The following is an 18,944-nucleotide window of genomic DNA, read 5'->3' as shown; positions in this document are numbered from 1 at the left end:
GCCGGTCGGCGCCTAGAACGAGTAGACCAGGGTCAGCGAGGTTTGCGTATCCGTGTTCTTCTTGTCGTCCGGTACGCGCGTGTCGTTGCGGGCGCTGAAGGCGGCCTTCATCTGCATGGTGCCGTTGATTTTCGTGCTGAGCGCCGTCTCGGCGATCGAGTGGGTGTTCGAGGTGCCCCGTTCCACGCTGATCGTTTGCGTAAACATGGCCGACTGGCTGATCTTCCACTTCATGGCGGCCGCGCCGCGCACCGTCAGGCCGTGCTCCGATTCGCCCGCGTCGTTGGTGCCGCTGAAATAGCCGGGACCGATTTCCACGTCGACGCTTTTGTCGCTCGACTGGTACCAGCGCGAGCCATGACCGACGGCCAGGGTCGAGTACTTGGTGTAGGCGCCGAACTTGTCGTTCACGTGCGAGGCCAGCACGAACAGTTTTTCATGGTCGGCCATCAGCTTGTAGGCGGCCTTGGCGGAGGCGGAAAAGCGTTCCGCCGAGCGTTCGCGCACTTTCTCGCCGTCGTCGTTCGTCGTTTCGTCTTCCTTGAAGTAGCCGCTGAAGATGTACTGGTTGCTCCAGTCATCGAGCTCCTGGCGCGCGTCGATCTTGCCCGTGACGGAGGTGCCGACCGTGTTGCCCGAGGTGGTGATGGCGCCCAGTTCGGCGGAAGTGCTCCAGCTGCCGATGGGGATTTCATCGAACAGCATGCTTTGCTTGGTGTCGGCGGCGGCGGCGCTGCCGCAGGTGATGGCCAGCGCCAGTGCGAGAGAGTGGGTCGGTTTCATGGCTGTATTTGTCTGTGGCGCGCGCCGGGCGTGCCTGCTGTTCGTTAATGGCAGTGGTGGCTATGCAGGCCGCGGCAAGCCGGGAGGCGCCGATAAACCTGCGCACATGCGCGCGCGGGCGCGGCCAAAAATTGTCGAGGCTGTATTGTACCCGACCCTGCCATCGTTCGCCGCACGCGGCGGCGCGCATGAATGCTGCTATATTATGAGAAATATTGCAAACCTGGCATGCATGGATGATGACGATGAAAATGGCACGCAAGCTTGTTACTCTGATATGGCTGTGCGGTGCGGCGCCAGCGGGCGCGCAGGCACCCGAAGCGGCGCCGGTACAGGGTCCTGGGCCGGCACCGCAACTGACGCAAACGATGATACGCGATGCCGTGCGCGCCGTGCTGGAGGAAGAGGCGCAGGTGCGCGACTCTCTGCCGCAGCCTGCCATGCAGCAGGTGACGATACGCGCCGACCGAAAATATGAGCAGTTTGCCGCCGCCTTTGCCGAAGCGAAGGTACCCGACTGCCTGCACGCCGATGGCTTGAAGCGTCAGCCCACTGGCATCGGCCCGCTCGCCATCGGCGGCGTGTATGCCTTGCCCTTCGTGGCGATCGCCAAGCTGCGCGGAAAATGTAACTAGCCGGGAACGCCGCGCGGCGGGGCTGGCAAGTGGCGCGCGCCTGGCGTATGCTGCGCATGTTTGCTGTCCCGCTCTTTACAAGGAATTCCCGTGCGCTGCCTGGTCATCGAAGACGAAGCTGAAACTTCCCGCTATATCTGTGCCGGCCTGCGCGAGGCTGGCCACGACGTCACCGCCTGCGACAATGGCATCGACGGCATGCGCCTGGCCTGCGGCGAAGACTGGGATGCGCTGGTGCTCGACCGCCTGCTGCCCGGCGAGATCGACGGCCTGGCCATCGTCGCGCGCCTGCGCGGCATGGGCCGCAACACGCCCGTGCTGGTGCTGTCGGCCCTGTCCAGCGTCGACGAGCGCGTGCGCGGCCTGCGCAGCGGCGGCGACGATTATTTGTCGAAACCGTTCGCCATCGCCGAACTGCTGGCGCGCATCGAGGCGCTGCTGCGGCGCGCCGCGCCCGTGCCCGAATCGACGCAGCTGCAGGTGGCCGACCTGGTGCTCGACATGCGCACCATGCGCGTGACGCGCGCCAACCGGCAAATCGCCCTGCAGCCGCGCGAATTCCGTTTGCTCGAATACCTGATGCGCCACCAGGGCCAGTCCGTCACGCGCGCCATGCTGCTCGAAGCCGTGTGGGACTACCATTTCGACCCGCAGACCAACGTCATCGACGTGCAGGTGAGCCGCTTGCGCACCAAGGTGGACAAGGAATTTTCGCCACCGCTGATCCACACGGTGCGCGGCGTCGGCTACACCCTGGGCGTGATCGACAGTGCGTAACTGGCACCGCTCGATCGCGGCCCGCCTGGCGCTCGGCTATGGCGTGCTGGTGGTCGTCTCGATCAGCATCGTCTGCGCCGTCTTCTATTTCGGCACCATCGGCGTGCTCGATCGCAGCGTGGACCGCAAGCTGACCCTGCTCTCGGAGCGCCTCGCCGCCCTGTACCAGCAGGACGACGCCAGCCGCACGACGGCGGAAATCGCCCATTTGCTGACCGACCGCACCGACAGCGACACGGAAATCTTCCTGCTGGTGGGCGCCGACGGCCGCCGCGTGGCGGGCAATCTGTCGTCCTGGCCCGACGTGGGCAGCCCCGTGGGCCGTTTGCTGCACCGCGACGTCACGCGCGAAGGGCGCCGGGTGCCCGCGCGCATGCTGATCCGCGACCTGGAGGGCGGCGCGCGCCTGTTCGTCGGGCGCGACATGGAAGAGGGCAAGTCGATCCGCACCCTGGTGCTGCGCTCGCTGGCCTATGGCGGCGGGGTGGCCATCCTGCTGGTGGTGGCAGGCGCTTGGCTGTTCCGCCGCCAGCTCGAGGCGCGCATCGGCCAGATCCGCCGCACGGCAGGGGAAATCGAGGCGGGCGACCTGAGCCGGCGCATTCCCGTCTCCAGCGAAGATGAATTCGGCTTGCTGAGCCGCGACATCAACCGCATGCTCGACCGCATCGAACATTTGATGGAAGGCGTGCGCCACGTGTCGAACGCCATCGCGCACGACTTGCGCACGCCGCTGGCGCGCATCCGCAACAAGCTCGATGGCGCCTTGCGCCAGCATCAGGACGTGGCCGGCCACGAGAGTGCGGCGCAGGCGGCCATCGACGACATCGACGACCTGACGCGCGTGTTCGACAAGCTGCTGCAGATCGCGGCGGCCGAATCGGGCATGCGCCCGGAGAATTTCGACGACATCGACTTGCAGCAGATCGGCGCCGATATCGTGGAAATGTACGAAGCCACGGCCGACGAGCAGGGCGTGCTGCTGGTGCAGATGTATGGCGAAGGCGTGCCGGCGCGCGGCGACCGCAATCTGCTGGGCAGCGCGCTGGCCAGCCTGGTCGACAACGCCATCAAGTACGCGGGCCCGGGCGCCACGGTGGAAGTGTCGGCTGGCAGCGATGAACGGGGCAGCTGGCTGGCGGTGCGCGACAACGGCCCCGGCGTGCCGACGGAAGAATTGCCGAAGCTGACGCAGCGCTTCTACCGGCTCGACAAGAGCCGCCACTTGCCCGGCAATGGCCTGGGCCTGTCCATCGTGGCGGCCATCGCGGCCCTGCACGGCGGCAGCCTGGAGATCGAGGATGCGGCGCCGGGCCTGCGCCTGCGCTTGCGGCTGCTGCGCTAGCTTGCCAGTGCCCGTGGCATATCCGCACATTACCAACTTGTAACCCCCTTCATTTTCGCCTCCCCCTATCATCCGCTTTACCCCGCGTAGAGCGGCTGCGTGCGCGCAGCGGCCCGTGCCGGGCTGCCTGCGGCCGTCGCCGCGTCCCGTTCAGTAGAGCCGTTTCATGCATACATTTACCGCCACCGGCGACAACGCCGCGCCGCAACCGGCGCCACTGCGCCAGCATGGCCACCGGATCAAGGCGGCGCTGGGCGCGCTCGTCTTCCCCCTGCAGCGCGCGCGCTGGCAAGCGGTCATCGCCGCGACGCCGGGCCTGGCGGCGCTGGCGCAAGCCCATCCCAGCCTGCGCTACAAGATCTATCGCCCCTACGCCAGCCGCCAGCTGGGCTGCGCGGCGAGGGTGGACCTGCTATGCGGGCATTACCGTTTCCTGTGGCAGGCGGGCGCGCGGCCGCTGGTGGAGTACGCGGCGCGGCGCGCGCTGGTGCTGGCCACCATCGAAGGCAAGGACGGCGCCAGCTACCGCTTGCAGCTGACGGCCGTCCATGACAGCCACCGCGAAGGGGAGCTGTGCCTGCGCCTGACGCGCGACGGCGTGCCGCTGTACCTGGCCAGTTTCCTGTTCCGGCCCCAGCCTGGCGGCGCCGTCATCCAGCTGGGCGCCTTGCAGGGCTTGCGCTCGCCCGCCGGCGCGCAGGCGGTGAAGGAGGCCACGCGGGCGCTGCACGGCTGCCGGCCGAAAAACCTGATGGTGGCCGCCTTGCGCGACCTGGGCGACTTTTTCGGCTGCGGCCACCTGGACCTGGTCAGCAACGCCAACCGCATCGCGCTGAACTGGCGCCGGCGCCGGCATATCTCCTGCGACTACGACCTGGCGTGGCGGGAACTGCATGCGCTGCCCACCAGCGACGGCAATTACCGCCTGCCTTGCGGCCCTTGCCGGATGCCGGACCTGGAGCTGGTGCCGTCGAAAAAGCGCGCCGATGCGCGCCGCCGCGGCGCCATGCTGGTGCAGCTGGCGGCCGACATGCGCTGGCAAGTGGCGGCCCTGCTGCACGCGCAATGACGGCGCAGGGCGGGGTTTCTTGACCTGCGCGGCTTTTTTGCCGGGCAGCCCGGCGCAATCGGCGTGATCGGCGTATACTGATCGGCGTTGTTAACCTGAAGCCAGTCATCCCATGCCAGCACAATTCCCCACTTCGCGCATGCGCCGCCTGCGCGCGACCCCGCAACTGCGCGAGCTGTTCCGCGAAACCGAGATCAATCCGCGCGACCTGGTCCTGCCGATCTTCGTCGACGAAGGCAGCAGCGAATTCATCGACATCAAGTCCATGCCCGGCGTGCGCCGCATTCCTGAAGCGAAGCTGGCGCAGGAAGTGGAGCGCTATGCGCGCGCCGGCCTGCGCTCCGTCATGACCTTCGGCATTTCGCACCACAAGGACAGCCACGGCACGGACACCCTGAATCCGGACGGCCTGGTGGCGCGCATGTCGCGCATCATCAAGGACGCCGTGCCGGAAATGGTGGTCATGTCCGATACCTGCTTCTGCGAATACACGGACCACGGCCATTGCGGCATCCTGCATGGCGACACGGTCGACAATGACAGCACGGTGCTCAACCTGGGCAAGCAGGCCGTCATCGCGGCCCAGGCGGGTGCCGACATCATCGCCCCGTCGGCGGCCATGGATGGCCAGGTGGCGGCGATCCGCAGCGCGCTCGATGCGGCCGGTTTCCACGACACGCCCGTGATGGCGTATTCCACCAAGTTCGCCTCCGGCCTGTATGGCCCGTTCCGCGACGCGGCCGGCAGCACCCTGAAGGGCGACCGCAAGACCTACCAGATGGACCCGATGAACCGCCGCGAAGCGGTGCGCGAATCGCTGATCGACGAAGCCGAAGGCGCCGACGCGCTGATGGTGAAACCGGCCGGCGCCTACCTGGACATCATCCGCGACCTGCGCGAAGTGACGCGTTTGCCGATCGGCGCCTACCAGGTCAGCGGCGAATACGCGATGATCAAGTTCGCCGCCCAGGCGGGCGCCATCGACGAGCGCCGCGTGGTGCAGGAAACCCTGGGCGCCATCAAGCGCGCGGGCGCGGACATGATTTTTACTTACTTCGCGATGGATGTGCTGAATAATCCGTACTAAGTAAACACGGGGCAGGGCGGCCGCCTTTTCAGCTATCATGGCGCGCTGCCCAACCTGAATTTGCTTATGCCCCTGAAAATCTCCCGCATCCTGCACGCCGGCTATGTCTTCGAATGCGAAGGCACGGCCATCGCCTTCGATCCCATCGTCGAAAACCCGTTCAGCCGCAACTGCCACGCGTTTCCGCCCGTGCGCTTCGACCTGGACGCCGTGCGCCGGCTGCGCTGGGATGCCGTCTTCATCTCGCACTTCCACGACGACCACTGCTCGCTCGACAGCCTCGATGCGCTCGACCGCGCCACGCCCATCTACCTGTACTGCGTCTTCGACGAACTGTTCGCGATGCTGCGCGCGCTCGGTTTTACGCAAGTAGAGAAGCTGCACGTGGACGTGCCCGTGCAAGTGGGCAGCATCGAGGTGATCCCGCGCCGCGCGCTGGACGACGACGTCGACTCGCTGTTCCAGGTGCGCGCAGCGGGCTTGAATGTGCTCAACGTCGTCGATTCCTGGATCGGCCCCGAGACATCGGCGCAGCTGGCCGCGTTTGCGCCCTGGGACATGGTGCTGTGGCCGTTCCAGACCATGCGCGAGATCGCCGTCATCGCACCGTCGCAAGCGGCGCGGGGCCCGGTGGAACTTCCCGACGACTGGGTGCCGCAGCTGCGCGCGCTGGCGCCCCGTTACCTCGTGCCCAGCTCTTGCCAGTTCGTGCAGGAAGACTGGTCCTGGTACAACCATGCGATGTTCCCGATTACCTACCGCCGCTTTGCCGATGAAATGGGCGCCGCGCTGCCCGAGACGCACATCTTCCGCCTCGATCCATCGACGGCCGTGCTGCTCGATGCACACGGCATGGCGCCGGCCGCGCCGCTGCCCTGGGTCATTCCCGTGGGGCCGCAGGACGTGGATTTCGACTACCGCCCGGAGGCGCTTGCGCCCGCCACGGCGGACATCGCCCGGCGTTTCGCGCCCTTGAACGATGCCGACACGGCGCTGGTGCTGGATTTCTGCCATCGCGGCTTGCTCGAACGCTACCGCGACATGGAGCTGCCCGACGACAGTTATTTTCAGGCCCCGCGCGTGTGGCGCCTGGCGCTGTACGGCCATGACGGCGCGGCCACCATCCTGCATTACCGCACGCATGGCGACTTGATCGACCTCGTGCCGGACACGGGCGAGGCGCCGGGCTGGACGACGCAAGTGCCGCTGGTGAAATGCCACGCGGCGCTGGTGCTTGGTGAATCGCTGACGTCGATGTACATGCGCATCAACGATGGCCCCTTCGACGAAGCCACGCGCGCCGAACTGATGGAAGCGGACATCGTCGACGATCCCTTGATCCGTTGCCTGTTCAACGACGCCATCGGCGCCTATCAGGCGGCGCAGCTCAAGCGCTTGCTGGCCCGCTGAAGAAAATCGCGCGACAGGGTAAGATAAACGATTAATCCCAGTATCTCAGATCAAGGAATGATCAACATGACACAAAACAAGGAAACCGCGATCCTGGCCGGCGGCTGCTTCTGGGGCGTGCAAGACTTGCTGCGCCGCTATCCGGGCGTGATCGCCACGCGCGTGGGCTACAGCGGCGGCGACGTGGCCAACGCCACCTACCGCAACCATGGCACGCATGCGGAAGCGATCGAGATCATCTTCGACCCGAACACCATCAGCTACCGCAAGATACTGGAATTTTTCTTCCAGATCCACGACCCCAGCACGGAAAACCGCCAGGGCAATGACCGCGGCACCAGCTACCGCTCGGCCATCTTTTATACGAGCGATGAGCAAAAACGGGTGGCCGAGGACACGATCCGCGACGTCGACGCCTCCGGCCTGTGGCCCGGCAAGGTGGTGACGGAAGTGGCGCCGGCCGGCCCGTTCTGGGAAGCGGAACCGGAGCACCAGGATTATCTGCAGCGCTTGCCGCACGGCTACACCTGCCATTACATCCGGCCGGACTGGGTCTTGCCGCAACGCGGGCAGTAAGGAGCCGGGCATGCGTTACTGGCGCGTCGAGCGGCCGCCGGCGGAAGGGCAGCTGGACTTCGGGCGTACCCTGGAACTGATGGCGGCCATCGGCCATGCGGACGTGAACGCCGTCGCCGGGGCCATCCTGAAGACGGTCAGCACGGTCGCGCCCATTGCCCAGTGCACGATCTTTGCCTATGAATTCGGCAACCGTCCCCGCACCGTCGCCGTGGCCGACCGGCGCGGCGGGCGCTTTTTGCAGGATATCGCCGACAGCTACGCCCGCCATTACTATGCGCTCGATGGCAACCAGCGCGTGATCGCCCTGGCGCCGGGGCGGAAAATCGATCCCGCCATCGTGCTGCACCAGCAGGCCAGCGACGAGATCGACCATCCCGGCTACCGCGCCGTCTGCTACCAGAAGCCGAATGTGTCGGACCGCCTGTCCCTGCTGCTGCAGCCGGCCGGCGATATCTGGTTGTCCGTCAATTTCTACCGCGACAGCAGCCAGGGTCAGTTCCAGCCCGGCGAAGTGGCGGGCATCGAAACTCTGTCACCGCTGTTTGCCCATGCCGTCAAGCATCACTACAGCTTGAAGGGCCAGGCCACGCAAGGCGTCGCGCCGCTGATGCTGGCAAGGCTGCGCCAGCATTGCCCCGCCCTGAGCAAGCGCGAACTGGACGTGCTGCGCTGCGTGCTCGAAGGCCTCACGGCCGTGGAAATCGCCGAGACCATGGGCGTGCAGCCATCGAGCGTCATCACCTACCAGAAGCGCGCCTATAAACGCCTGGGCATTTCCAGCCAGCGGCAACTGTTTGCGCTGTGCATGGCGCCAGCACCTTAGTCCTTTTGGCGTAGGGCTGGCTTCGCCTTTTTGACTGTTTTAGCCGCGTAACGTCCCCAAAATGGGGACAAGGTTCGCGGCGCGCGTCTGCATACTGTGTTGCAAGCCGGGATCACCCGGCCGCTCTCACCCAATAACAATAGCAAGGGGAGAGCGACACCTTATGGAGACCAGCATGACCATCGCCCACGCGGCCACCCCCGCCACGCCCGTCCTCGACGCGGCCACCGTGCAACTGGAACAGCAAGTGATGCGCAAGGTGTCGCGCCATCTGCTGGGCTTTCTGTTCCTGCTGTTCGTGTTTTCCTTTCTGGACCGCATCAATATCGGCTTCGCCGGCCTGACCATGATGCAAGACCTGGGCCTGTCCGGCACCCAGTTCGGTTTTGCCACCACCCTGTTTTACATCGCCTACATCGCTTGCAGCATCCCCAGCAACATCGTGCTGGCCCGCATCGGCGCCCGTCAATGGATAGGCTCCATGATGATCGCCTGGGGCCTGGCCTCGACGGCGACCCTGTTCGCCAGCGGCCCGGCCAGCCTGTATGCGCTGCGCTTCCTCGTTGGCGTGACGGAGGCGGGCTTCCTGCCCGGCATGCTGCTGTACCTGACCTACTGGTTTCCCAGCGCCTACCGGGCGCGGGCGAATGCCCTGTTCATGATCGCCATGCCCGTCACGGCCGCCATCGGCTCGGCCCTGTCGGGCCTGATCCTGGGGCTCGATGGCCACTGGGGCTTGAAGGGTTGGCAATGGCTGTTCTTGCTCGAAGGCATGCCGTCCGTGCTGCTGGGCCTGGCCGTGTACGGCTACCTGGACGACTCGCCCGCCAAGGCGAACTGGCTGGGCAAGCTGGAGCAGCAAGTGCTGGCGCGCATGCTGGCGGCCGAGCAGAAGCCTGTTGCGTCGCAGCAAAAAACCTCGGTGCTGGCGGAAATGCTGTCGCCCACCGTGCTGAAATTCGGCATCGCCTATTTCTGCCTGGTCAATACCCTGGCGATGGTGGCCGTGTGGACGCCGCTGATCGTGAAAAGTTTCAATAGCAATGCCAGCAACACGCAAATCGGCTTGCTGGCAGCCATTCCGCAAGTGTGCACCGTGATCGGCATGATCGCCTGGGGCCGCCGCTCGGACCGCCTGCAGGAACGCCGCTGGCACATCGTCTGGCCCATGCTGCTGTCGGCCGCCGGCTGGCTGTGCACGGCGTACTCGGCCAACCCCGTGCTGCAACTGCTGGGCGTGTGCATGGCGTCGACGGGCGCTTATACGGCCATGTCCGTCTTCTGGACGACGCCGGACCGGGCCTTGAGCCTGGGCGCGCGCGCCATCGGCATCGCCGTCATCAATGCCACGGGCAATATCGGCTCGGCCCTGAATCCCGTCGTCGTGGGCTGGCTGAAGGATCTCACGCACAGCTTTGCCACCGGCTTGCTGTACGCCAGCGTCCTGCTGGTGGCGGGCGCGGCCATCGTGCTGACCCTGCCCATCGCGCGCGGCGGCAAAGACCATACTTGATCGAAGAGGACCCATCATGAGCGACACGTTTCACCCTTATCCCCATGTGCCGAAGGTGTATCCGCCCGGCAAACCGGCCGGCGCCGCCACGCAGCATGTCCCGGTCCTGATCGTCGGCGGCGGCCCTGTGGGCCTGGCCACGGCCCTGGGCCTCGCCCGCCACGGCGTGCGCTCGGTGCTGATCGAGGCGGACGACGGCGTGTGCACGGGAAGCCGCGCCATCTGCATCTCGCGGCGCAGCCTGGAAATCATCGAACGCCTGGGCGCGCTCGACGGTTTTATCAGCAAGGGCTTGCCGTGGGCGGGCGGACGCAGTTTTTACCGCGACGAGGAAGTGCTGCACTTTACGATGCCGCAAGACGCGAACCAGAAGTTGCCGCCGATGGTTAACCTGGCGCAATACCATATCGAACAATTCCTGCTAGATGCGGCTGAACGCCAGCCGGAATTGATCGATATCCGCTGGCAAACGCGGGTGACTGGCGTGGACAAGCGCGCCGACGGCGTCACCGTCACCGTGGCGACGCCCGACGAATCCTACAAAATCGAGGCGGACTGGCTGGTGGCGGCCGACGGCGGGCGCAGCGCCGTGCGCGAGGCGCTGGGCCTCAAATTGCAGGGCACCAGCTATGAAGGGCGTTATGTGATCGTCGATATCCACCTGAAGAGCGAGCGCCCGACGGAGCGCCTCGCGTATTTCGACCCGCCGTCGAATCCCGGTTCGACCGTGCTGGTGCACAAGCAGCCCGACGATATCTGGCGCATCGACTACCAGTTGCGCGACGACGAGGATGCGCAGGCGGCCGTGCTGCTGGAAAACGTGGCGCCCCGCGTGGACAGCCTGCTGGCCATGATGGGCGAAACGGCGCCGTGGCATCCCGTGTGGATCACCATCTACAAGGCCAATGCGCTGACCCTGGAAAAATACCGGCATGGCCCCGTGCTGTTCGCGGGCGATGCGGCCCACCTCGTGCCCATCTTCGGCGTGCGGGGGGCCAATTCCGGCATCGACGATGCGGACAACCTGGCCTGGAAGCTGGCCTACGTGGTCAAGGGCCAGGCGCCGCATGCCTTGCTGGACAGCTATTCGGACGAGCGCGTGTTCGCCGCCCGTGAAAACTTGCGCCACGGCACCAAGAGCACGGAATTCATGGCGCCGCCCACTTTCGCTTTTGACTTGATGCGCACGGCCGTGCTGGGCCTGGCGGGCAGGCATGCGCACGTGCGCTCGCTGATCAACCCGCGCCAGACGAGCGCCATCGCGTATGCGCAGTCGGCCCTGAATGCGCCGGACCCCGACACGTTTGCCGCCGGCCCCGCTCCGGGCACGGTCTTGCCGGAATGCCCGCTGGCGCTGCCGTACGACGGCGGGCAAAAAGCGGGGTATATTACCGATTTGCTCAAGCGCGCAGATGGCCATTTCACGGGGCTGTACTTCAGCGAGGACGGGGCCATTCCCGCTGAATTGCTGGCGCTGGGCGACACCTTGCCGCTGACGAGCGTGGCGATTTCCCGCGGCGGGGCGCAAGAGTGCGCCTGGGACCACACGGCGCAGCTATTCTCGCTGTTCGACGCGCAGCCTGGCACGTTTTACCTCGTGCGCCCGGACGGCCACGTGCTGGGGCGCTGGCGGCAAGTGCAGGTGGGGCAGGTGGCGGCAGCGCTGGCGGCGGCCGGCATCGCCCGATCAAAGTAACAAGGAGACAATATGACCGATATCGAACTGGATAATTTGTACACGGAGCTGTGCCACACCATGGGAGGCCTGGGCGAACAGCGTTCGCCCCTGTTCCTCGCCCGTTTCGCCTTGCTGGCCATGGGCGCCATCGGCAAGGCCGACGTGGTGCAGGGCTTGCTGCGCGACGCGGCCGACGGCTTGGCGGAGCCGGCATGATAGGCGCCGGCTACCAAAGCGGCTTCGGCAACGAATTTGCCACGGAAGCCGTGCCCGGCGCCTTGCCGCAGGGGCAGAATTCGCCGCAGCAGGCGCCTCTGGGCCTGTACGCGGAACAATTGTCGGGCACGGCCTTCACGGCGCCGCGCGCGCAGAACCGGCGCTCGTGGCTGTACCGCATCCGCCCTGCCAGCCAGCATCCGCCGTTTACCTTGCTGGAAAACACCCGCATCGTCAGCGACTTCCACGCCATGCCGCCGACGCCGCCGAACCAGCTGCGCTGGGACCCGCTGCCGCTGCCCGACGGCGCCACGGCGGTGGACTTCATCGACGGCTGGCAGACCATGGCCGGCAACGGCAGCGCCGAAGCGATGAGCGGCTGCGCCATCCACGTGTATGCAGCCAACCGCTCCATGCAGCGCTTCTTCTACTCGGCCGATGGCGAATTGCTGGTCGTGCCGCAGCAAGGCCGGCTGGCCATTGCCACGGAACTGGGCTTGATCGAGCTGGAACCGCAGGAAATCGCCGTCATCCCCCGTGGCGTGCGCTTCCGCGTGACCCTGCCGGACGGCCAGGCGCGCGGTTATGTGTGCGAAAACTTCGGCACGGCCTTCCGCCTGCCCGACATGGGCCCCATCGGTTCGAACGGCCTGGCCAACAGCCGCGACTTCCTCACGCCGCACGCGGCGTATGAAGACATCGACGGCGCATGCGAGCTGCTGGCCAAGTTCGGCGGCCATTTGTGGCGCACGACCCTGGACCATTCTCCGCTGGACGTGGTGGCCTGGCATGGCAATTACGCGCCGTACAAATATGACCTGCGCCGCTTCAACACCATCGGCTCGATCAGCTACGACCACCCGGACCCGTCGATCTTCCTCGTGCTGCAGGCGCCCAGCGAAAATCCCCTGTTTGGCGCCATCGACTTCGCCATCTTCCCACCCCGCTGGCTGGCGGCCGAGCATACCTTCCGCCCGCCGTGGTTCCACCGCAACGTGGCCAGCGAATTCATGGGACTGATCCACGGCGTGTACGACGCCAAGGCGGCCGGTTTCGTGCCGGGCGGCGCCAGCCTGCACAACTGCATGTCCGGCCACGGCCCCGATGCGCAGACCTTCGAGAAGGCGTCGCACAGCGACACGTCCGCGCCCGTGAAGGTGGGCGACACCATGGCCTTCATGTTCGAGACGCGCACCATCCTCAAGCCCACGCCATTCGCGCTGGACGGCGGCCTGCTGCAAAACGACTATTTCGCCTGCTGGCAAGGCTTGCGCAAGCATTTCGACCCGGAGCAGGCGTAGACAGCCTATCAAAACCTGCTGCGCATCGTAATTTTTACTGCCTCGGCGGCCCCGTACTCCGTACAGTTGCGCTTCTCGAGCCGACACGGGCGCCGAGTCTTTCTTTCGCTCATTACGGTTGTGTCAGGCGTTGTTAGTCAAACATTGGTCGCACAGTCCGCGCCCGCGCCTGTGCGATAAATCTTGCCAAGTTGAAATTATCAATATACCATCCCCCTTGCATCGAGCACGCGATTTTTTCTGTACCCGCTAGTCGAAGAAATGAACTGCTGAAAGGGCTGTATGGACCACTTTCCGGAGAACTTCGCCCGTCGTCGTGCCCTTCGAGGCATCGGTGCTCTCGCGGTTGGCACAACCGTCGGCTTGTCAGGCTGTTGCTTGCTCAAGCCATGTCCCATAGATTGCGTAAACAGTCCTGACATTAACTTGCCGACGGGACCTTTGACCATCGATGCCCACTGCCACATTTTCAATGGCACGGATATCCCTGTCATGGACTTTGTGGGAAAGGTGCTGGTTGGGGAGGCCAGCCCGCTGGGACCTGCGGCAATGGCTGTCGGTGCGCTGCTACAAGGCCTTGCGTGGTCATTGGCGCCTTCGGGTAATGTGGAACTGCAGACGCTCCGGGAGTTGTCCCCCCAACTGGCTGCTTGTACAACCGAGCAGGCCAAGATTGAGGTCATTTCACAGCTGCGACGAAACGCATATGCAGCCGGTACGGCTTCCTTGAAGACCGCTGCCGCTACCTCCCCCCTGTACCTGCCATTCATTGTGGAAAAACAAAGCAAGCTCCTTGTTCCCGATATGCAGACCCGTTTGCAAGTCGAGGCCCTGGAAATTATTGACAAGCTTCCTGCCACGATTCCCGATTTGGACAAGGACGCTCCAGAGCCATTGGACATGCTGAGTGGAGACAGGTCGGTGATGGGTGTAATTAAATTCATCCTTCAAAATTTCCAATACCGGTATGTAAATATTCAGCAATATCTGCGCACATTTAATGTTCCCGGGGTTCGAACGGTGGACCTCCTTATGCCCAGCATGGTCGATTATTCGTGGTGGATCTCAAAGGGGAAAACAACAGGGACGACGCTCGAAACGCAGGTCAAGGTCATGGAGCAGTTGTCCATTATGACGGGAGGGAGAATGCACGGATTCGTGCCATTCTGTCCGTTGCGAGAAGTGGCGTTCGGCAAGGGGGAATCAGCTACCAGTTCTTTTGCTCTTGTCCAGGGCGCGCTTGATGAACATGGATTTATCGGCGTCAAGTTATACCCACCAATGGGCTTTGCCGCGCTGGGAAATCAGCATATTCAAGATGCGGAGCCCGATTTCTGGAAGCGTTGTTGGTTGCCGGAGTGGGTACAAAATACCCCTGATTTGGGAAAGTTGCTTGATGGCGCCTTGCGCCGGCTTTATGGCTACTGTGAAGAGCATGGTGTACCTGTCATGGCGCACACGGGTCTTTCTAACGGCCCCAGCATGGCTTTCAAGAATCTGGCCGGTTCCAGATACTGGGCGTGCGTCTTGAAGGAGTTTCCACGCCTGCGTATCAACTTCGGACATTTTGGCGACACGTCAATCGTGAAGGACCAGCGTGCAGGATTCTCCCTTGCCGAAGCATTTGCAAAGGAAATGAATCCAAGCGGACCTGGGGAATTCGCGTACGCCGATGCTGGATTCTTTACCGAGGTGATATCGGACCAGGCTGAACTCAAGGCCGATCTGCAAAAGCTCTATGACCTTACCGCCCAAAAGGGTTCTGCATCGTTGGCGAATCGCTTTTTATATGGCACAGACTGGGAAATGAGCCTGATAGCCAGCTCAATTGGAAGCTATTTGAGCGATTTTATGAAACTTTTCAAAGAGCTTGAAGAACTGCCATCTCTCAGAGACGAAACCGCGACGACGCTCTCGAATAAATTCTTTGGCGATAACGCCGTACGTTACGCAGGCTTGTCCCAAGGCGGGAAAACGCGTTTGAGGTTGCAGACATTCTATGACAAACATGGCGTAAAGCCGCCTGCCTGGTTGTTGAAAGTTGATGATCGATTCGGTTAGCGGAAAAGAGCATGGTGCGGGTGTCCGAAATTTCACTTTCAAAATTTGGAGATTATCGATGTCTAACAGACTCCGGCAGTCGGTTGCTATCATTTTCTCGCTCATGGCTATGGGAGCCTCGGCAGCGGATATCGATATGGAAAAAATCCAGCAAGAAATTCCTGCGGCAAAAGATGAATCCATATCCGTTATTTGTGAGAGATGCAATTCTGATTTCAAGATAAGCGAGCATAAAATACTGCTGGATGGCCTGAGCAGCCGGAGGTATGTGCGCCAAATGCAAATTGCACTTTACATGCAAGATATCGTTCATCAGACTGCATCAAAAGCCCACTTCGACAACTGTGATTTTTCCGGAGCTATCGCTTATATTGCACAACTTAAAGCCGAACTGGACGAGCACGCTGAAGCGGCCACGGTTCTTCTCATGGCAAAAAAACCATTGTTGGTGAATCTGGAACTGAATCTGGCCTTCCTGTCCCTGGGACAGGCACTGCATGGAATTCAGGACTTCTATGCTCACACGAATTATGTCGAAATCAATATCGATCATGCCAGCGCTTTATCGGACTTCAAGGTTGTCAAAACCTGGGGAGACCAGGCAGAAGAGAATATTCAAAAATGGCAAGAGGTGGGTCTAAAATCTGGATACGTGAGTTGGGGGGCACCAAAGAAATGTGCTGTTCCATATGAAACGCATGGAGAGATGGCTAAAGACTCAAAGGAAACTGATCGAGGGAAAAAAACTATTTCAAAGTTTGGTAATGTTACCCATTTTGAAGTGGCTCAGGGACTTGCCAAAGATGCTTCAAAGAAATTTATTCTTGACGTATTCGCAGAGTGGCCGATTTTAAACGCAGTAAGTCAGGGAACGATTACACTCGATGTGTTGGTGGACAGCCGGGCGACCGTTTTGAAGTAGCGACGAATCAAATCCCGCAAGGTCAGTGTTGAAGTCGGGGAGGGATGACGCCATCGCCAGCCAAAGTGCGCCGTTTGCGACAAAACAGCGTTCACTCCCGACTCTTCGCATATGCAAATTCCGGATAAGCTAGCGCGGCACCATTCGTTCACGCCCGGCGATGGAGCGCGGTATAGTCGGCCCATGGAACTCTTAGCCCACAACTTCAGCAGCGATTTCGCGCGCAGCGCCCACCTGGCCCGCGGCGCGGGCGATGACGGCGACAGCGAGGCGCTGGTCGCCTTCCGCGACCCGCAGCAAATGAGCTTGCTGGTACGCGCCACGGCCTTTGTCTTTGCCGACCCCCGTTCGCGCCAGTTGCACGAGCTGATCGAGCGCATCGCCCCCAGCGAGGCGACGGTGCTGATCACGGGCGAAACGGGGACGGGAAAAGAACTGATTGCGCGCCACGTGCATGGCTTGAGCGGGCGCGCCGAGCAGACCTTCGTGGCGATCAATTGCGGCGCGTTTTCCGAAACCCTCGTCGAGAGCGAGCTGTTTGGCTATGAAAAAGGCGCGTTTACGGGCGCGCAGCAGGGCAAGCCCGGCTGGTTCGAGACGGCCAGCGGCGGCACCCTGTTCCTCGATGAAATCGGCGACTTGCCGCTGGCGATGCAGGTCAAGCTGCTGCGCGTGCTGCAGGAGCGCGAAGTGGTGCGCCTGGGCGCGCGGCGCGCCATCCCCATCGACGTGCGCCTGATCGCGGCCACCAACGTGGACCTGGCCGAAGCCGTGCGGGCCGGGCGCTTCCGCGAAGACCTGTATTACCGGCTGCAGGTGATCGGCCTGCCGCTGCGCCCCTTGCGCGAGCGCCCGGGCGACGTCATGCCGCTGACGCGCCACTTCATGGCCATCTATGCGCAGCGCCTGCACCTGGGCGAGGTGGAACTGGGTCTGGACGCGCAAGAGGCCTTGCTGGCCTATCCGTGGCCTGGCAATATCCGCGAACTGGAAAACGTCATTCACCGCGCGCTGCTTGTCTGCCGCAGCGGCGTCGTGCGGGCCGAGGATTTGAGCCTGTCGGGCTGGCACAGGGCGCCAGCTGCCGCACCTGTCTCCGCACCTGTTTCCGTGGCTGTCCCAGACGCCTGGGCCGGTGGCGCCGACATCGCCTACGCGGCCCACGGCGCGTCCGGCCAGGACGACTTGCTGGCGGCCGAACGCTTTGCCCGCGCCTGGCAAGCCTTGCTCGACTCGGGCGAAGCCGTGGAATTCGAGGCCATGCAGCAGGAACTGGTGCGCGCCGCGTGGGAGCGCAATGAGCGCAACCAGGTGCGCACGGCCAGGCACTTGAATTTGAGCCGCAACATCCTGCGCACTTTCCTGAAAAAGGCGGGCGCCATCGACTAGGCGCATGCGCGACCTCCCGGAGCCGGACCCGCAGCGATGCGGCTCCGGCTTTTTTCATGGCTGCTGCGCGTGCAGCACATTGCTGCCATGGGGGCAGCGGATTGCTGCCAAATCAACAGCGGCGGGCAGCGGCGGGCATCTGCGGCATGGCATGTTTTCTGCGAGGAGGGTAGGGCAGGCCGCTGCGCGATGCGCATACGGCCTTTTCTTCGACCCACGACAGGAGTCCACGCATGACCATAGAATTCATCTGGCAATTGCCCACCAGCGGGGACGGCCGTTACGCGGCGCCCGGCATCACGCGCCGCGGCGAGCGAAACGCTGGCGCGCCCAGCCCCCTGCAGGCGGGCGTGAGCGACCCGCGCGGCGCGCGTCCGCCCTTTAACTATTTCGATTATCTGCACCAGATCGCCCGCGCGGCCGATCTTTCCGGCTTCGACGGTATCCAGATACGCCACGATACGCAGGGCGATGAAAGCTGGATCGTCGCCGGCTACCTGGCCCGCAGCACGCGCCACCTGAAACTGATCGCCGAATTCGACGCGGCCTGGGGTTCGGCCGTGTATGCGGCGAAGAACGCCGTCAGCTTCCAGCGCTTCACGGGGGGACGCTTCGCCTGGCAGATCGGCCCTGGCGGCGACGCGGCAGCGCGCCGGCGCCAGGGCGATGCGGCGCCGGACGCCGACATCCTGCCCCGCATCGATGAATTCATCACGGTGGCGCGCGGTGTGCAGAACACCTCGCCGTTCAGCTTCAAGGGCAAGTTCTTCGAAGTGCAGGACGGCGGCTTCAAGGGGCCGCTGGCGCACCACCCCGTCAACGGCATCTACTTGACGGGCGAGTCGCCGCAGGCGCTGGCCCTGTCGGCGCGCCAGGCCGACGTGCACGTCTTCGACGCGGCGCCCGCGGCGCACTTGCAGCCCTCCATCGACAGCCTGCACACGCAGGCGCGCCAGCTGGGCCGCGCCGTGGCGGCGGGCTTGCGCATCGACGTGCTGGCCCGCGAAACGTTAGACGAAGCCTTGCGCGACGCGCGCCGCTACCGCAGCGGGGCGGGCCTGCCTGACGATGCCCCGTCGGCTGATGACACGGCGGGCGGTGCAGCCTTGTTCTGGCCCGGCTTTGCGCAAGCGCAAACGGGCGCCCGCGGGGCCCTGGTCGGCAGCCATGCACAGGTCGCCTCAGCGCTCGAAGCCTACGCGCAAGCCGGTGTGTCCAGCTTCGTGCTGGCGGCCATTCCCCATTTCGAGGAAGCCTACCGCATCGGCGAGCACGTGCTGCCCCGCGTGCGGGCAGCGTTGCGCGCCCAGCTGCAAGCGGCTTGAGTCCCCGTATCCAACCTATTCAAGGAGTACC

17 protein-coding genes are annotated in these 18,944 nt (G+C 63.8%); 16 read left to right on the top strand and 1 reads right to left on the bottom strand.

Annotated elements, in window-relative coordinates:
* Positions 1 to 12: 12 nt before the first annotated feature.
* Positions 13 to 783: a YdiY family protein gene (locus O3299_RS08385; protein WP_289897710.1), complete on the bottom strand. Its 771-nt coding sequence runs from the start codon at positions 781 to 783 to the stop codon at positions 13 to 15.
* 245 nt (positions 784 to 1,028) lie between these two features.
* Between O3299_RS08385 and O3299_RS08380 the strand changes: the two genes are divergently transcribed.
* The 16 genes from O3299_RS08380 to O3299_RS08305 all read left to right on the top strand — a co-directional run bounded on the left by O3299_RS08380 (position 1,029) and on the right by O3299_RS08305 (position 18,913).
* A complete protein-coding gene (locus O3299_RS08380; protein ID WP_305059404.1) occupies positions 1,029 to 1,418 on the top strand; it encodes a hypothetical protein in 390 nt (129 codons plus the stop codon).
* A 90-nt stretch (positions 1,419 to 1,508) separates the two neighbouring features.
* Entirely contained in the window at positions 1,509 to 2,195 is a 687-nt protein-coding gene (locus O3299_RS08375) for a winged helix-turn-helix domain-containing protein (protein WP_034785794.1), read from the top strand.
* A complete protein-coding gene (locus O3299_RS08370) occupies positions 2,188 to 3,540 on the top strand; it encodes a cell wall metabolism sensor histidine kinase WalK (RefSeq protein ID WP_305062041.1) in 1,353 nt (450 codons plus the stop codon). The genes O3299_RS08375 and O3299_RS08370 overlap by 8 nt, the downstream gene beginning before the upstream one ends.
* Positions 3,541 to 3,706: 166 nt before the next feature.
* Positions 3,707 to 4,609, top strand: coding sequence for a DUF535 family protein (locus O3299_RS08365; RefSeq protein ID WP_305062040.1), 903 nt, complete (start codon positions 3,707 to 3,709; stop codon positions 4,607 to 4,609).
* A gap of 112 nt (positions 4,610 to 4,721) precedes the next feature.
* Positions 4,722 to 5,696 carry a porphobilinogen synthase gene (hemB, locus tag O3299_RS08360; RefSeq protein ID WP_305062039.1) on the top strand — a complete coding sequence of 325 codons (975 nt, stop codon included), beginning with the start codon at positions 4,722 to 4,724 and terminating at the stop codon, positions 5,694 to 5,696.
* 66 nt (positions 5,697 to 5,762) lie between these two features.
* Positions 5,763 to 7,106: an MBL fold metallo-hydrolase gene (locus O3299_RS08355; protein ID WP_305062038.1), complete on the top strand. Its 1,344-nt coding sequence runs from the start codon at positions 5,763 to 5,765 to the stop codon at positions 7,104 to 7,106.
* 66 nt (positions 7,107 to 7,172) lie between these two features.
* Positions 7,173 to 7,682: a peptide-methionine (S)-S-oxide reductase MsrA gene (gene msrA / locus O3299_RS08350; protein WP_289907166.1), complete on the top strand. Its 510-nt coding sequence runs from the start codon at positions 7,173 to 7,175 to the stop codon at positions 7,680 to 7,682.
* 10 nt (positions 7,683 to 7,692) lie between these two features.
* Positions 7,693 to 8,508: a helix-turn-helix transcriptional regulator gene (locus O3299_RS08345; protein ID WP_305052147.1), complete on the top strand. Its 816-nt coding sequence runs from the start codon at positions 7,693 to 7,695 to the stop codon at positions 8,506 to 8,508.
* A gap of 175 nt (positions 8,509 to 8,683) precedes the next feature.
* Positions 8,684 to 10,021, top strand: a complete 1,338-nt coding sequence (locus O3299_RS08340) for an MFS transporter (protein WP_305062037.1) — start codon at positions 8,684 to 8,686, stop codon at positions 10,019 to 10,021.
* A 16-nt stretch (positions 10,022 to 10,037) separates the two neighbouring features.
* Positions 10,038 to 11,717 (top strand): FAD-dependent oxidoreductase, encoded by a 1,680-nt coding sequence (locus O3299_RS08335; protein ID WP_305062036.1) that lies wholly within the window; start codon positions 10,038 to 10,040, stop codon positions 11,715 to 11,717.
* A gap of 12 nt (positions 11,718 to 11,729) precedes the next feature.
* A complete protein-coding gene (locus O3299_RS08330) occupies positions 11,730 to 11,915 on the top strand; it encodes a DUF2783 domain-containing protein (RefSeq protein WP_092708909.1) in 186 nt (61 codons plus the stop codon).
* The gene (gene hmgA, locus O3299_RS08325; protein ID WP_305062035.1) at positions 11,912 to 13,216 is read left to right on the top strand and encodes a homogentisate 1,2-dioxygenase; all 1,305 of its coding nucleotides are present in this window, start codon (positions 11,912 to 11,914) and stop codon (positions 13,214 to 13,216) included. Before O3299_RS08330 ends, hmgA begins: the two co-directional genes overlap by 4 nt.
* A gap of 441 nt (positions 13,217 to 13,657) precedes the next feature.
* Positions 13,658 to 15,277 carry an amidohydrolase family protein gene (locus O3299_RS08320; protein WP_305062034.1) on the top strand — a complete coding sequence of 540 codons (1,620 nt, stop codon included), beginning with the start codon at positions 13,658 to 13,660 and terminating at the stop codon, positions 15,275 to 15,277.
* 58 nt (positions 15,278 to 15,335) lie between these two features.
* Positions 15,336 to 16,199, top strand: a complete 864-nt coding sequence (locus O3299_RS08315; protein WP_099667787.1) for an HET-C-related protein — start codon at positions 15,336 to 15,338, stop codon at positions 16,197 to 16,199.
* Between the two features lie 183 nt (positions 16,200 to 16,382).
* On the top strand, positions 16,383 to 17,588 hold the full coding sequence (locus O3299_RS08310; protein WP_370385269.1) for a sigma-54 interaction domain-containing protein: 1,206 nt from the start codon (positions 16,383 to 16,385) through the stop codon (positions 17,586 to 17,588).
* A gap of 233 nt (positions 17,589 to 17,821) precedes the next feature.
* Positions 17,822 to 18,913, top strand: coding sequence for an LLM class flavin-dependent oxidoreductase (locus tag O3299_RS08305; RefSeq protein WP_305062033.1), 1,092 nt, complete (start codon positions 17,822 to 17,824; stop codon positions 18,911 to 18,913).
* Positions 18,914 to 18,944 lie beyond the last annotated feature (31 nt).

The organism is Janthinobacterium sp. SUN176 (assembly GCF_030587335.1).
GTDB lineage: Bacteria > Pseudomonadota > Gammaproteobacteria > Burkholderiales > Burkholderiaceae_D > Janthinobacterium > Janthinobacterium kumbetense.
Note: the sequence above shows the minus strand (reverse complement) of the source record. Positions and strands in the feature narration are given on the sequence as shown.